The organism is Microbacterium sp. TW_SC_2, assembly GCF_055361165.1.
Genome location: NZ_CM143952.1, coordinates 1,029,304 through 1,043,094, shown reverse-complemented (window position 1 = coordinate 1,043,094; position 13,791 = coordinate 1,029,304). Strand labels below are relative to the sequence as shown.

The following is a 13,791-nucleotide window of genomic DNA, read 5'->3' as shown; positions in this document are numbered from 1 at the left end:
TTACGCGCCTCCTCCGGAGGGCCGGCCACCGAGTGCCCGTGCATCGCGCTGTCCGGACGAGTCCTGTCGGAGCTCCTTGGGAAGGGAGAAGAGCAGGTCTTCCTCCGCGGTGCGGATCTCCTCCACGTCGCGGTACCCCGCGTCGTCGAGAGCCGCCAGCACCTCGCGCACCAGCACCTCGGGCACCGAGGCCCCGCTGGTCACGCCGACCGTCTCGACGCCGTCGAGCCATTCCTGCTGCACCTCTTCGGCGTAGTCGACCCGGTAGGCCGCCTTGGCGCCGTACTCGAGGGCGACCTCGACCAGACGCACGCTGTTGGAGGAGTTCGACGAGCCGACCACGATGACGAGATCAGCCGCAGCGGCGACCTTCTTGATGGCCACCTGGCGGTTCTGCGTGGCGTAGCAGATGTCATCGGACGGGGGGCTCTGCAGTTCGGGGAAGCGCAGACGCAGGCGGTTCACGGTCTCCATGGTCTCGTCGACCGAGAGCGTGGTCTGCGACAGCCAGACGACCTTGGAGGGGTCCTTCACCTGCACGAGGTCGGCGTCCTCCGGCGAGTTCACGATCGTCACGTGGTCCGGGGCCTCACCTGCGGTCCCCTCGACCTCCTCGTGGCCTTCGTGGCCGATGAGGAGGATCTCGTAGTCGTCGCGCGCGAACCGCACGGCTTCACGGTGGACCTTCGTGACGAGCGGGCAGGTGGCGTCGATCGCGTGCAGACCCCGGTCCGCCGCGGCACCGACCACGGCCGGCGAGACGCCGTGCGCGCTGAAGACGACGTGCGCACCCTCGGGAACCTCGTCGACCTCCTCGACGAAGATCGCACCCTTCTCCTCGAGCTCGGTCACGACGTGGATGTTGTGCACGATCTGCTTGCGCACGTACACCGGCGCCCCGTAGCGCTCGAGGGCCTTCTCGACGGCGACCACGGCCCGGTCGACGCCGGCGCAGTATCCACGCGGGGCGGCGAGCAGGACCCGCTTCTGTCCGACCACCGGGTTATCCTGAAGCCGGCCGGACGCCGCGCGCACTCGAGGGATGCGGGGGGCGGGGAGATGTACGACAGTCGAGGTCACCCCTCGATTCTACCGGCGCTTCGCCGGGAAGGGCCTGGGCGCCCGGAGGCCGATGTCCGGGCACACCCCGGCGCCGGGACACCACGATCACGAGCAGGATGACCCACACCAGATGACAGCCTTCGAAGCCGCGACCGCTCCCGGCGAGAGCCCGCCCGCCGATGCGGTGGCTCCGCGCGATTCCACCGCGGACGCCCCGACCTCGGTCGCCCGGCTCAACGGCACGATCCGCGACTTCATCGCGCGCTGGAACACCGTCTGGGTCGAGGGCGAGATCACCTCGTGGAACGTGCGCGGGGGGAACGTCTTCGCACGCCTGAAGGACACGCAGTCCGATGCGCAGATCTCGATCCGCGTGTGGTCGAGCGTGCGCGGCCGCATCCCCTCCGACCTCGGTGTCGGAGATCACGTGGTCGCCGCCGTCAAGGCCGACTACTACATCAAGTCGGGAGACTTCAGCTTCACCGTCTCGGCCATGAAGCACGTGGGGCTCGGCGATCAGCTCGAGCGGCTGGAGAAGCTCCGCGCGCAGCTGCGCCAGGAGGGCCTCTTCGACCAGGGGCGCAAGCAACGCCTGCCGTTCCTCCCGCACGTGATCGGCCTGATCACGGGAGAACGGTCGGACGCGGAGAAGGACGTGCATCGCAACGCCGAGCTGCGCTGGCCCCAGGTGCGCTTCCGCACCGAGTACGCCGCGGTGCAGGGCGATCGGTGCGTGCCCGACACTCTCGCGGCCCTGGCCCGGCTCGATGCCGACCCCGAGGTCGACGTCATCATCATCGCGCGCGGAGGCGGCGACCCGCAGACCCTGCTCGGCTTCAGCGACGAGCGGCTCGTGCGCGCCGTGGCCGCCGCATCCACTCCGATCGTGAGCGCGATCGGCCATGAGAACGACCACCCGCTCCTCGACGACGTCGCCGATCTGCGCGCTTCCACCCCGACGGACGCCGCCAAGCGCGTGGTCCCCGACGTGGGTGAGCAGCGGGCGGTGATCGCGCAGCTGCGGTCGCGCTCCACGTCGCGTCTCACCCAGCGGTTGAGTCACGACATCGCCCAGCTGGAGCAGCTGCGTTCGCGTCCCGTGCTGCGCTCCCCCGCGCCGATCATCGACGGTCGTGCCCACGACCTCTGGCTGCTCCTCTCGCGGGGACGCGACAGCATCACGCGCCAGCTCGACCTCGCCGGTCGGCGCACCACCGAGCTCCGGGCCTCGCTGCGCGCCCTCTCCCCCGCCGCGACATTGGCCCGCGGCTATGCGATCGCCCATCTCGACGGCGGTGTCATCCTGCGCGATGCCGCCGACGCCCCGGCCGGCAGCGCTCTGACGATCACGCTCGACCGCGGCTCGGTCGCCGCGCGCTCCGAGGGCGAGATCGCGGAGCAGCCGTGAGGGTCCGACCTCCCGCTCCGCAGCATCCGACGACGACATCCGCACGCCGTAGGATGAAAGGGTGAGCGCGCTGAACGACAACCCCGTGGAGACGCTGTCGTTCGAGGCCGCCCGAGACGAGCTGGTGAAGGTCGTCGCAGAGCTCGAACAGGGCTCTCCGACCCTCGAGCACTCGCTCGCACTATGGGAGCGCGGTGAGGCCCTGGCCGCCCGGTGCGAAGAATGGCTGCTGGGCGCGAAGCGCCGCCTCGACGCTGCGCGCGCCTCGGCCTCCGACGAGAGCGACTCATGAACAAGCCCGCCCGGATCGTCGCCGAACTCGGTCGGCCGGAGACCCCGGAGGAGACGGCCGCTCGCAAGGCCGCATCGAGCAAGGCCTATCGGTCGAGCCAGACCATGCGCAGCCTGGCCGCCGCCCTTCTCGTCACCCTCGCCGTCGTCCTCGTGATCGTCCTCATCGTGCCGCGCGGCGAGCCGACGGACGCGAAGGAGATCGACGTCGCCGGCATCGCGGCAGACGTGGAGTCCACGATGGGCAGTCCGGCGCTGGTGCCGGAGCTCGGCGACTTCTGGCGCGTGAACGCCGCCGGCCTCGAGAGCGGAGCGACCGTCGTCTGGGACATCACCCTCGCCCCGGCCGCGCAGGATGAGCGTGGCTTCGTGCGCATGGCGCAGGCGTTCGATGCAGACGTCGCATGGGCGCCGCAGCGGCTGAACGGCATCGCCCCCACCGGCACCGTCTCGATCGACGGACTCGAGTGGGATGTCTTCGAGCCCGGCAGCGCGGGAGCGAGCCAGAACATCACCCACGCGATCGGCACGCAGGCCGGCGATGACTACGTGCTGCTGTACGGCTCCCGCTCCGCCGCCTCGACCGCCCAGCTCGCAGAGACCCTGGTCCCGCAGATCCGTGCCCTTTCGGAGGTCCCATGACGCACGCTCTCACGCCCGCCGCCGCCTGGACCCAGATGCAGGACGGCAACCGTCGCTTCGTCGCCGATGAGCCCCGGCACCCGAACCAGGACGTCGCACGTCGCAAACACCTGGCCGCGGCGCAGAACCCGGTCGCCACGCTCTTCGGCTGCTCCGATTCGCGCCTCGCCGCCGAGATCATCTTCGACCTCGGACTCGGCGACCTGTTCGTGGTGCGCAACGCCGGCCAGGTGATCGGCGAGTCCATCGTCGCCAGCCTGGAGTACGCGGTCGCCGTGCTCAAGGTGCCGCTGATCGTCGTCCTGGCGCACGACTCGTGCGGCGCCGTGCGCGCCGCCATCGACGGCACCGCGATCGACGCCGCTCCCCTCCCGCCGCACATCTGGAAGCTCATCGCGCCGATCGTGCCGGCCGCCCGCAAGGTCCTCTCGGAGAGCGGCGGCTCCACCGTCGACGAGATCGACGCCGAGCTCGTCGGCATCGAGCACCTGCGCAACACCGTCGCGGATCTGCTCCACTCGTCCGAGCTCATCAGCAAGGCCGTCGACGAGGGCCGCCTCGGCATCGTCGGCGCCAACTACCGTCTCGCCGAGGGCACGGCCGTGCCCGTCATCACCGTGGGCATCGACCCCGAATCTCAGGAGGCATCGGAATGACCGAGTCCGAATACCGCATCGAGCACGACACCATGGGTGAAGTGCGCGTGCCCGTGAACGCGCTCTACGGAGCGCAGACGCAGCGCGCGGTGGAGAACTTCCCGATCTCGGGCAAGGGGCTGGAATCGACGCAGATCGCCGCCCTCGCCCGGATCAAGAAGGCCGCGGCTCTCGCGAACAAGGAACTCGGCACGCTCGACGGTGCGATCGCCGACGCCATCGCACAGGCCGCCGACCAGGTCGCCTCCGGCGCGCACGACGGCGAGTTCCCGGTCGACACCTACCAGACCGGCTCGGGCACCTCTTCGAACATGAACATGAACGAGGTGCTCGCGACCCTCGCGACGGGCATCCTGGGCGCCACCGTCCACCCCAACGATCACGTCAACGCCTCGCAGTCGTCGAACGACGTCTTCCCGACCTCGGTGCACATCGCCGTCACCCAGGCACTGATCGACACGCTCATCCCCTCTCTCGACCACCTCGCGGTCGCGCTCGAGGCGAAGGCGGAGCTGTGGAAGACCGCCGTCAAATCGGGCCGGACGCACCTCATGGATGCCACGCCCGTCACACTCGGCCAGGAGTTCGGCGGCTACGCGCGCCAGGTGCGCCTGGGCATCGAGCGCGTGCAGTCGGCGCTCCCCCGCGTGGCCGAGGTCCCGCTCGGCGGCACCGCCGTGGGCACGGGCATCAACACCCCCCTCGGGTTCCCGCAGAAGGTCATCGCGCTGCTCGCGGCCGAGACCGAGCTGCCGATCACCGAGGCGAAGGACCACTTCGAGGCGCAGGCCAACCGCGACGGTCTCGTCGAGGCATCCGGCGCCCTCCGCACGATCGCGGTCTCGCTCACCAAGATCAACAACGACCTGCGCTGGATGGGCTCGGGCCCGAACACCGGGCTCGGCGAGCTGCACATCCCCGACCTCCAGCCCGGATCGTCGATCATGCCGGGCAAGGTCAACCCGGTCGTCCCCGAGGCCGTGCTGATGGTGTGCGCCCGCGTGATCGGGAACGACGCGACGGTGGCATGGGCCGGAGCATCCGGTTCCTTCGAGCTCAACGTCGCGATCCCGGTCATGGGCACGGCGCTGCTGGAATCGATCCGCCTGCTCTCCAACGCCTCTCGCGTGCTCGCCGACAAGACGATCGACGGCCTGCGTGCGAACGAGGAGCGCGCCGCCGCCTTCGCCGGCATGAGCCCCTCGATCGTGACGCCGCTGAACAAGCTGATCGGCTACGAGGCCGCCGCGAAGATCGCGAAGCACTCGGTCGCCCAGGGCATCACGGTGCGCGACGCCGTGATCGACCTCGGCTACGTCGAGCGCGGAGACCTCACCCTCGAGCAGCTCGACGAGAAGCTCGATCTGCTGTCGATGACCCACCCCGGCTGATCACCGGTCGACGACGGATGCCGCGGGGCCCTGTGCCCTGCGGCATCCGTCGTTCTCGGGGCGTGCCCCCGACACCTGCACGGGGCGATCACTCGAATCCTCGTGCCCGTGTCTGCGGGTCGCGCATCCGCCGGGGCGTCAGCTGAGCTCTCCCCCCTCCAGGAGTTCGGTGACGAGAGCGGCGATCGCGGAGCGCTCGGAGCGCATCAGCGTCACGTGCCCGAACAGGTCGTGACCCTTGAGAGTCTCGATGACGCTCGCGATGCCGTCGTGGCGGCCGACACGGAGGTTGTCGCGCTGTCCGACATCGTGCGTGAGGATGACGCGGGAGTTCTGCCCCATGCGGCTGAGCACCGTCAGCAGCACGTTGCGCTCGAGCGACTGCGCCTCGTCCACGATCACGAAGGCGTCGTGGAGAGAGCGCCCGCGAATGTGCGTCAGAGGGAGGACCTCGAGCAGACCCCGCTGGATGATCTCCTCGACGACGTTCCCGGAGACGACGGAGCCGAGCGTGTCGAACACGGCCTGCCCCCAGGGGCCCATCTTCTCGCCCTGGTCTCCGGGGAGATAGCCGAGCTCCTGCCCGCCCACCGCGAACAGCGGACGGAAGACGATGATCTTCTTCTGCTGCTGCCGCTCGAGGACCGCCTCGAGCCCCGCGCACAGCGCGAGCGCCGACTTGCCGGTTCCGGCCCGACCGCCGAGTGAGACGATGCCGACATCCGGGTCGGTCAGCAGATCGATCGCGATCCGCTGCTCGGCCGAACGACCGTGCATGCCGAAGACGTCGCGATCTCCGCGCACCAGTCGGTATTCCCCATCACCGGTGATGCGACCGAGAGCGGAGCCGCGCTCGGAGTGGATGATCAGGCCCGTGTTGACCGGAAGTCCCCGCGCGTCCTCACTGATCCCGACCTCGCTCTCGTAGAGATCGCTGATGTCGTCTCCCGAGATGTTCAGCGTCGAGATGCCCGTCCATCCGGAGTCCACTGCCTGTTCCGCGAGGTACTCCTCGGCGCGCAGGCCGAGCGAGGCGGCCTTCACCCGCATCGGCAGATCCTTCGAGACGATCGTCACGTCCTGTCCGTCCTGTGACAGGTGCATGGCGACCGAGAGGATGCGGGTGTCGTTGTCGCTCAGTCGGATCCCCGCCGGCAGGACCGAGGAGTCCGTGTTCGCGAGTTCGACGCGGAGCGTGCCGCCCTCCCCCACTTCGACCGGGAAGTCGAGGCGGCCGTGCTCGATGCGCAGATCGTCGAGGTGACGCAGCGCCTGACGGGCGAAGTAGCCGATCTCCGGGTCGTGGCGTTTGCCCTCGAGCTCGGTGATCACCACGACGGGGAGCACCACGGAGTGCTCGGCGAACCGGAAGAACGCCTGCGGATCGCTCAGCAGCACCGAGGTGTCGAGGACATAGGTCCGCAGATCCTGATCGGGATCTGCGGAGGATGCCCGCCTCGTCGTCTTACGGGTGGACTGCTGCGCGGTGCTGGTGGACTGCTGCGCTGTACGTGAGGTCACGACCCACTCCCGACCCGGGAGAAATCCCGGCTATGAGAACGAGTCGACCAGGGCCACGAGTCGCGAACCTGAAGGCCGACTCGACCGGGCTCCGTGCCCGATGCCTCGAAGTTACGACCGATCATCGAATTCCCCGCGGCTCGACACGCCAGGAATTTCTTACGTGATGGTTAACGTCTCGTTTCCGAACGCGGCGAGCGCGTCGTCGAGCAGCCGGATGGTGCCCGCATCCGTCCCCGCATGCGGGGCGACGCGCACGGCCGCGCCCCGCGAGGTGGCCACCACCCCGGCGTTCGCGAGGGCCGCGGCGAGACGGGCGGGCTCGTCGGGTGCCAGTGCGACGATGCCTGCCCGGTGGCTCCGCTCCCGCGGCGAGCTCACCGCGATGCCGTGACGGTCGGCGATCTCGAGGATGGCGTCGACGTGATCCGCGATCCGATTCTCGATCGCCGGGACTCCGGCATCTCGCACGTCGCGCGCCCCGATCGCCAGGCGGCCGGCGGCGAGCGTGTCCGGACCGCTCACGGTGTAGGCCCTGGCCGACATCGCCGCTGCCGGGAGTTCGTCGATCGCGAGCCCGTCCCTGAGCGTGCCGACGATCCCACTGAGCAAGGGCGTGATCCGCTCCCGGGCCCGAGGCGCGAAGCGCGCGAAGGCGGTACCACGACCGGCACGCAGCCACTTGTACCCGTGTCCGACCACGACATCGGCCGCCGAGAAGTCGGCGTCGACCACACCGAAGGACTGCACCGCGTCGACGATCAGCAGTCGGTCGGGCCCGAGAAGGTCACGAAGCGCCGCGAGATCCGCGCGGAAGCCGGTGCGGAAGTCGACATGGCTCACCGCCAGTGCGGTCACCTCATCGTCCAACGCATCGGCCACCGCACCCGGCGTCACGCGCCCGTCGGCCGGCGTGATCCAGCGCGGCCGGAGCGCCCCGTGGGATGCCGCTGCGGCCCGTTCGAGAGTGAGACTGACACTGGGGAACTCGGCGGTCGAGCTGATGACCGCTCCGGACAGTCCGTAGAGCGCGTGCGCGAGGCCCTGGGTGGACGAGGGCTGCAGCGTGACGTCGGCCGCCTCCCCGCCCAGCAGCTCGGCGACGATCTCCTGGGCCTGAGCCACCCGTTCCGCGACCAGGGCGAGGGACGACGGACGACCACTGCCCAGCAGATCCGCGTCAGCGAAGATCTCCTCACGCACGGAGGGAGAAAGGGGCCCGAACGCGGCCCAGTTCAGGTATCCGGGTTCGTTGTCGAACGTGGCGAGATAGTCGTCGAATGTACCCACTGCGTCATTCTGGCAGGTCACCGAAGCGTCCGCCGGGCCCTCGCTGCGGGGCTCAGCGGCCGAAGCGCCGATCGCGGTCGGAGTAGTCGCGGATGGCGCGCAGGAAGTCGACCTCGCGGAGGTCGGGCCCGAGCGCCTCCACGAAGTAGAACTCGCTGTGGGCGCTCTGCCAGAGCAGGAAGTCGCTGAGACGCTGCTCTCCGCTCGTGCGGATGACCAGGTCGGGGTCGGGCTGACCACCGGTGTACAGGTGCTCGCCGATCATCTCGGGCGTGAGGTGGGCGGCGAGGTCCTCCATGGTGCCCCCGGACGCCTCGTGCTTGACCAGGATGCTGCGCACGGCGTCCACGATCTCATGACGCCCGCCGTACCCGACCGCGAGGTTGACATGCAGCCCGGTGTGATCCTTCGTGCGCTCCTCGGCCGCCGCGAGCACGCGGGCCAGCTCCGGCGGCAGGATGTCGGCGCGGCCGACGTGCTGCACCCTCCAGTTGCCCTCCTGCGAGAGCGCATCGGCGAGTTCCGCGATGATCTCGATCAGGTCGGCGAGCTCTGCGGAGTCGCGCTTGCGCAGATTGTCGCTCGACAGCAGGTAGAGCGAGACGACACGCACTCCGAGCTCATCGCACCAGCCGAGGAACTCGTGCATCTTGACCGCACCGGCGCGGTGGCCGTGCGCGGCGGAGCTGTAGCCCAGCTGTCGCGCCCACCGACGGTTGCCGTCGATCATCATCGCCACGTGATGCGGCACCGACGCCGCATTCAACTGGCGGCGCAGTCGATTGCTGTAGAGCCGGTACAGCGGGCCGCGGCCCGAGCTCTCGCGTGAAATCACCTCCTTACGCTACCGTGCTGCGGCGTTTTCCGACGGTGGTGAAGCTGAGGGTATGTGCGTCCTCCGGCATGCGCGGCGGCTTAGAGTGGCCTCGTGAGCACTCCCTCCTCCTCGGACCCCGATCTCCCCCAGCTGCCCCTCCTCGAGGTCGCCGCGGTCGACGCGGCCGTCGAGATCAAGCCGAGCTGGCGCGGATGGGTGCACGCCGCCACCTTCCCGATCGCGCTCGTCGCCGGCATCGTGCTGATCGTGGTCGCCCAGGGCGGGGCGGCGAAGTGGGCGGCGGCGGTCTTCATGACGAGCTCGCTGCTGCTGTTCGGCATGTCGGCGCTGTATCACCGCTTCGCCTGGAGCCCCCGCGTGAAGCTCCTCCTGAAGCGGATCGACCACGCCAACATCTTCCTGCTCATCGCCGGCACCTACACACCCCTGGCGACGTTGGCGCTCCCTCCAGGAAAGGGAACCCTGCTGCTGAGCCTCGTGTGGGGCGGCACCGTGGTGGGCATCCTGTTCCGCGTCTTCTGGATCCACGCCCCGCGGTGGCTCTATGTGGCGCTGTACCTGCTGATGGGGTGGGCGGCGGTCATGTTCATGGCCGACCTGCTCGCGGCGAACGTCGCGATGATGGTGCTGGTCATCGTCGGAGGCCTCCTCTACACGGGCGGCGCGGTGATCTACGCGATGAAGAAGCCGAACCCGTGGCCCGGCCACTTCGGCTTCCACGAGATCTTCCACGTGTGCACCGTGCTGGCGTTCCTGTGCCACTGGACGGCCTGCCTGCTGATCACCCTCGCGCCGCTGTCACCGTCGCTGGGCGCCTGAGACGATCAGGTCGTTCGCGGGTCGTCGTCCCCGTCACGGACGACCGGGACGTCCGCGTCGGTCTCGGTCGCCTCGTCCGCTGCACGGGCGGCTTCCTCCGCATCGAGCTCCTCGCGCACCTCTTCGCGGTAGCGCACCCGGCGGATCCGACGGTTCATGTCCCAGATCAGCAGGATCACGGCGATCAGCACGACCACGATCGCCGCGAAGCCGACGAAGCCCGGCGTGACCGCCTCCGGGGCGACCGTCATGGTGGGCGTCGGCATCGGCGTCTCGGACAGAGCGAACATGTGTCGGCCTTTCGTGCGCAGGTCGCATAACCTGGAACCACCAGCCTAACGACCGGAAGACACCTCCCGTGACGACAGCAGCAGAGCTCGACGAGCGCTATGGCCGCACCCGACGCCGGCGCGGACCGTGGATCATCGGCACCGCGATCGCGGCGGTGCTCGTGATCGCGTTCGGCTGGATGACCGTCGCGCAGTCGATGAGCTCCGTCGACGCCGACGACCTCGGGTACGAGCTGGTCGACGAGCACTCGGTCGATGTGCGATTCCAGGTGACCGGGGTGCAGGGCGAGGACGTCGTCTGCATCGTCGAGGCGTTGGACGAGGAGTTCGGCGTCGTCGGCTGGAAGCTCGTCGAGATCGCCGCCGGAGAGAGCCATTCCCGGGCCGTCGAGGCCACCGTCCCCACCGTGGGCGAGGCCACGACAGGTTTGGTGAACACCTGCTGGGTCGCCTAGACTCATCCCAGACAGACGACGCCCTGGCACGTGCCAGGGCGTCTTGGCATATCCCCCGCGGACTGCGGCCGGGATCCGGATAGAAGGAGCTTCGTCATGTCCACCGATGCTCAGGTTCCGTTCCTCACGCAGGAGGCATACGACCGGCTCGTCGCCGAGCTGGAACACCTCTCCACCACGGGACGCGACGAGATCGCCAAGCGCATCGAGGCCGCCCGCGAAGAGGGCGACCTCAAGGAGAACGGCGGCTACCACGCCGCGAAGGATGAGCAGGGCAAGCAGGAGGCCCGCATCCGCACGCTCGAGAACCTCCTGAAGACCGCCAAGGTCGGCGAGGCTCCCGCCAGCCGCGGCATCGTCGAACCGGGCACGGTCGTCACCGCGATCGTCGCCGGCGGCGAAGAGGTCTTCCTGCTCGGCAGCCGCGAGATCGCGGCCGGCAGCGACCACGACGTCTACAGCGAGGCCAGCCCCCTCGGACAGGCCATCCTCGGTCTCAAGGTGGGCGAGAAGTCATCGTACGAGGCTCCGAACGGCCGCTCGATCACCGTCGAGATCGTGAACGTCGAGACGTACACGGGCTGATCGCGCGAGACAGCAGAGGGCCCCTCCGACCGTGGTCGGAGGGGCCCTCTGCGTTGCCGTGGTTCAGGGGGATCAGTCGGGCACGATGATCGGCTCGAAGCCCGCGAGCCGCAGGGTGTCGAGCGTGTGCTGCGAATGCTCCGGCCCGCGTGTCTCGACGCTGAGCTCGAGGATGACATCGCTGATCTGCAGACCGTGCCCGTGACGCGTGTGCATGGCCTCGATGACGTTGGCCCCCGCGGCGGCGATGAGCTCAGAGACGCGCGCCAGCTGGCCGGGACGATCGGGCAGGGGGACGCGGATGGTCAGGTAGCGACCGGAGGCCGCCAGCCCGTGCGAGACCACGCGCTGCAGCAGGAGCGGATCGATGTTGCCGCCGGAGAGCACGGCGAGCGTGGTGCCCGTGGGCGTGATCTTGCCGGCGAGGATGGCCGCGACGCCCGCGGCGCCCGCCGGCTCCACGACCACCTTGGACTGCTCGAGGAGCACCAGGATCGCGCGGGCGAGGTCGTCGTCGGACACCGTGACGATCTCGTCGACGTGCTCACGGATGATGTCGAACGGGATCGCGCCGGGACGCGAGACCAGGATGCCGTCGGCGATCGTCGGACGCGTCACGATGTCGACCGGCATCCCCGCCTCGAGCGACGGCGCCATGGCGGCGGCGTTCTCCGCCTGCACGCCGATGATCCTGACGGTTCTGCCGAGCTCGGCCGCCCGCGCCTTCACCGCGGCGGCGACACCGGCGATGAGTCCGCCGCCGCCGATGCTGAGCACGATCGTGTCGACGTCGGGGGCGTCTTCCAGCAGCTCGAGCCCGAGGGTGCCCTGCCCGATCACCACGTCGCGGTTGTCGAACGGCGGGATGAGCACGGCCCCGGTGCGCTCCGAGAACTCGGCGGCGAGCCGGAGCGAGGTGGCGACCGTCTCTCCCTCGAGCACCACATCCGCTCCGTAGCCGCGCGTGGCCAGCAGCTTCGGCACGGGCACCCCGATCGGCATGAAGATCGTGGCCGAGATGCCGAGTGCCTGCGCCGCGAGGGCGACGCCCTGCGCATGGTTCCCGGCCGACGCCGCGACCACGCCGCGTGCGCGTTCCTCGGCGGTCAGTCGGGAGAGGCGATACGCGGCCCCGCGGATCTTGAAGGACCCCGTGCGCTGGAGGTTCTCCATCTTGAGCAGCACGGGAACACCGAGCGCGTCGGACAGGGCGCGAGAAGGCAGCGTCGGGGTGTGCGAGATCACCTCGGCCAGACTCTGAGCGGCGCGGGCGAACTCGGCCAGGCTGGGGACTGCACTCATTGATTCCTCCGTCGCCGCTCCCGCGGCACTGTGCTCCAGATGAGATCTCCGCTGGGCCCGGCACCCGTGCGCCAGGACCCGGTGCTGATGGTCACCGCGGCCACGTTGAGGAACGCGGCCAGCGGCACGGCGAACAGCGCGCCGGGGATGCCGCCGATCATCGCCCCACCCGCGACCACGAGGACCACGGCGAGCGGGTGCACCTTCACTGCCGAACCCATCATGATCGGCTGCAGGATGTGCCCCTCGATCTGCTGCACGGCCAGGACCACCAGCAGCATCCACAGGGCGATCCAGGGGCCGTTGTAGACCAGGGCGAGGAACACCGCGACCGCGCCGGTCGCGACCGCGCCGACGATCGGGATGAACGAGCCGAGGAACACCAGCACGGCCACCGGCAGCGCCAGCGGGACCTGCAGCAGGAAGGCGCCCAGGCCGATGCCGATCGCGTCGATCGTCGCCACGAACAGCTGGGTCCGGGCGTAGTTGACGATGGTCGCCCATCCGTTGCGCGCGGCGCCGTCGACAGCAGGACGTGCGCGGCGCGGGAAGATCCTGACGGTCCACCGCCAGATGCCCCCGCCGTCGGCGAGGAGGCAGATCAGGATGAAGAGCGACAACAGGGCGCCGGTGACCACGTGCCCCACGGTGGTGCCGATCGCGAGCGCGCCGGTGAAGAGCGCCTGCGCCTGCTCGTCGAGGAAGGCGAGGCCCTGGTCGAGGTAGTCGGCGATCTGGGTGTCGGAGAGACTGAGGGGCCCCTCGTGGAGCCAGACCTGGAACTGCTGGAAGGCCTCGGCCGAGCTCGCCTGCACCTTGGGGAGCTCCAGCCTGACCTGCCAGACGACGAGCCAGACGAGACCGGTGACGATCGCGGCGGTGCCGAGCAGCGAGATGACGATCGCGATCCAGCGCGGGAACCGGTGTCGCAGCATGAATCCGAACGCCGGCCACAGGAGCGCGGTGATCAGGATGCCGACCATGAGCGGGATGACCAGGAGCTTGAGCAGCATCACGAGCCAGATGAAGACGCCGAGCGCGGCCGCGATCAGGAGCAGTCGCCAGGCGTACCCCGCCGTGATGCGCAGCGCGAGCGGCACGGCTTCATCCGCCTCGGTCGTGACGGTGCGGTCGGGCGAGTCCGGGCGCGGTCGGAACAGTTCCGTCAGCCAGGATCGCCGCTCATCACTCATCGCCCAAGTCTAGAGCGATCCCGGGGTCGCTCGATGCCGTCGCCGACA

Annotated in this window: 15 protein-coding genes; 8 read left to right on the top strand and 7 right to left on the bottom strand. The window is 69.4% G+C overall.

Annotated elements, in window-relative coordinates; translation table 11 throughout:
- Window positions 1-1,044 carry a 4-hydroxy-3-methylbut-2-enyl diphosphate reductase gene (locus ACWA14_RS04860; RefSeq protein ID WP_463797360.1) on the bottom strand — a complete coding sequence of 348 codons (1,044 nt, stop codon included), beginning with the start codon at window positions 1,042-1,044 and terminating at the stop codon, window positions 1-3.
- A gap of 148 nt (window positions 1,045-1,192) precedes the next feature.
- Here ACWA14_RS04860 and xseA point away from each other — a divergent pair, with 148 nt between their 5' ends.
- The 5 genes from xseA (at window position 1,193) to ACWA14_RS04835 (ending at window position 5,450) form a co-directional block, all read left to right on the top strand.
- Window positions 1,193-2,470: an exodeoxyribonuclease VII large subunit gene (gene xseA / locus ACWA14_RS04855; RefSeq protein ID WP_463796356.1), complete on the top strand. Its 1,278-nt coding sequence runs from the start codon at window positions 1,193-1,195 to the stop codon at window positions 2,468-2,470.
- A gap of 61 nt (window positions 2,471-2,531) precedes the next feature.
- Window positions 2,532-2,762, top strand: a complete 231-nt coding sequence (locus tag ACWA14_RS04850; RefSeq protein ID WP_463796355.1) for an exodeoxyribonuclease VII small subunit — start codon at window positions 2,532-2,534, stop codon at window positions 2,760-2,762.
- Window positions 2,759-3,403, top strand: coding sequence for a DUF4245 family protein (locus ACWA14_RS04845; RefSeq protein ID WP_463796354.1), 645 nt, complete (start codon window positions 2,759-2,761; stop codon window positions 3,401-3,403). Before ACWA14_RS04850 ends, ACWA14_RS04845 begins: the two co-directional genes overlap by 4 nt.
- The gene (locus tag ACWA14_RS04840; RefSeq protein ID WP_463796353.1) at window positions 3,400-4,059 is read left to right on the top strand and encodes a carbonic anhydrase; all 660 of its coding nucleotides are present in this window, start codon (window positions 3,400-3,402) and stop codon (window positions 4,057-4,059) included. Before ACWA14_RS04845 ends, ACWA14_RS04840 begins: the two co-directional genes overlap by 4 nt.
- Window positions 4,056-5,450 carry a class II fumarate hydratase gene (locus ACWA14_RS04835; RefSeq protein ID WP_463796352.1) on the top strand — a complete coding sequence of 465 codons (1,395 nt, stop codon included), beginning with the start codon at window positions 4,056-4,058 and terminating at the stop codon, window positions 5,448-5,450. The genes ACWA14_RS04840 and ACWA14_RS04835 overlap by 4 nt, the downstream gene beginning before the upstream one ends.
- Before the next feature lie 138 nt (window positions 5,451-5,588).
- Here the strand turns inward: ACWA14_RS04835 and ACWA14_RS04830 are convergent, their stop codons facing one another.
- The 3 genes from ACWA14_RS04830 to ACWA14_RS04820 all read right to left on the bottom strand — a co-directional run bounded on the left by ACWA14_RS04830 (window position 5,589) and on the right by ACWA14_RS04820 (window position 9,093).
- Window positions 5,589-6,971: a PhoH family protein gene (locus ACWA14_RS04830; protein WP_463796351.1), complete on the bottom strand. Its 1,383-nt coding sequence runs from the start codon at window positions 6,969-6,971 to the stop codon at window positions 5,589-5,591.
- 159 nt (window positions 6,972-7,130) lie between these two features.
- Window positions 7,131-8,261: an aminotransferase class V-fold PLP-dependent enzyme gene (locus ACWA14_RS04825; RefSeq protein ID WP_463796350.1), complete on the bottom strand. Its 1,131-nt coding sequence runs from the start codon at window positions 8,259-8,261 to the stop codon at window positions 7,131-7,133.
- A 52-nt stretch (window positions 8,262-8,313) separates the two neighbouring features.
- Complete coding sequence (locus ACWA14_RS04820; protein ID WP_463797358.1) at window positions 8,314-9,093, bottom strand: isoprenyl transferase; 780 nt, start codon at window positions 9,091-9,093, stop codon at window positions 8,314-8,316.
- 96 nt (window positions 9,094-9,189) lie between these two features.
- Here ACWA14_RS04820 and trhA point away from each other — a divergent pair, with 96 nt between their 5' ends.
- Window positions 9,190-9,918 carry a PAQR family membrane homeostasis protein TrhA gene (gene trhA, locus ACWA14_RS04815; protein WP_463796349.1) on the top strand — a complete coding sequence of 243 codons (729 nt, stop codon included), beginning with the start codon at window positions 9,190-9,192 and terminating at the stop codon, window positions 9,916-9,918.
- Between the two features lie 5 nt (window positions 9,919-9,923).
- Here the strand turns inward: trhA and ACWA14_RS04810 are convergent, their stop codons facing one another.
- On the bottom strand, window positions 9,924-10,208 hold the full coding sequence (locus ACWA14_RS04810; protein ID WP_463796348.1) for a hypothetical protein: 285 nt from the start codon (window positions 10,206-10,208) through the stop codon (window positions 9,924-9,926).
- Between the two features lie 68 nt (window positions 10,209-10,276).
- Between ACWA14_RS04810 and ACWA14_RS04805 the strand changes: the two genes are divergently transcribed.
- Entirely contained in the window at window positions 10,277-10,663 is a 387-nt protein-coding gene (locus ACWA14_RS04805) for a DUF4307 domain-containing protein (RefSeq protein WP_463796347.1), read from the top strand.
- A gap of 96 nt (window positions 10,664-10,759) precedes the next feature.
- The gene (gene greA / locus ACWA14_RS04800) at window positions 10,760-11,248 is read left to right on the top strand and encodes a transcription elongation factor GreA (protein ID WP_463796346.1); all 489 of its coding nucleotides are present in this window, start codon (window positions 10,760-10,762) and stop codon (window positions 11,246-11,248) included.
- Between the two features lie 72 nt (window positions 11,249-11,320).
- Here greA and ilvA read toward each other — a convergent pair whose 3' ends face one another.
- The gene (ilvA, locus tag ACWA14_RS04795; protein WP_463796345.1) at window positions 11,321-12,550 is read right to left on the bottom strand and encodes a threonine ammonia-lyase; all 1,230 of its coding nucleotides are present in this window, start codon (window positions 12,548-12,550) and stop codon (window positions 11,321-11,323) included.
- Window positions 12,547-13,743, bottom strand: coding sequence for an AI-2E family transporter (locus ACWA14_RS04790; RefSeq protein WP_463796344.1), 1,197 nt, complete (start codon window positions 13,741-13,743; stop codon window positions 12,547-12,549). Before ACWA14_RS04790 ends, ilvA begins: the two co-directional genes overlap by 4 nt.
- Between the last annotated feature and the right edge of the window lie 48 nt (window positions 13,744-13,791).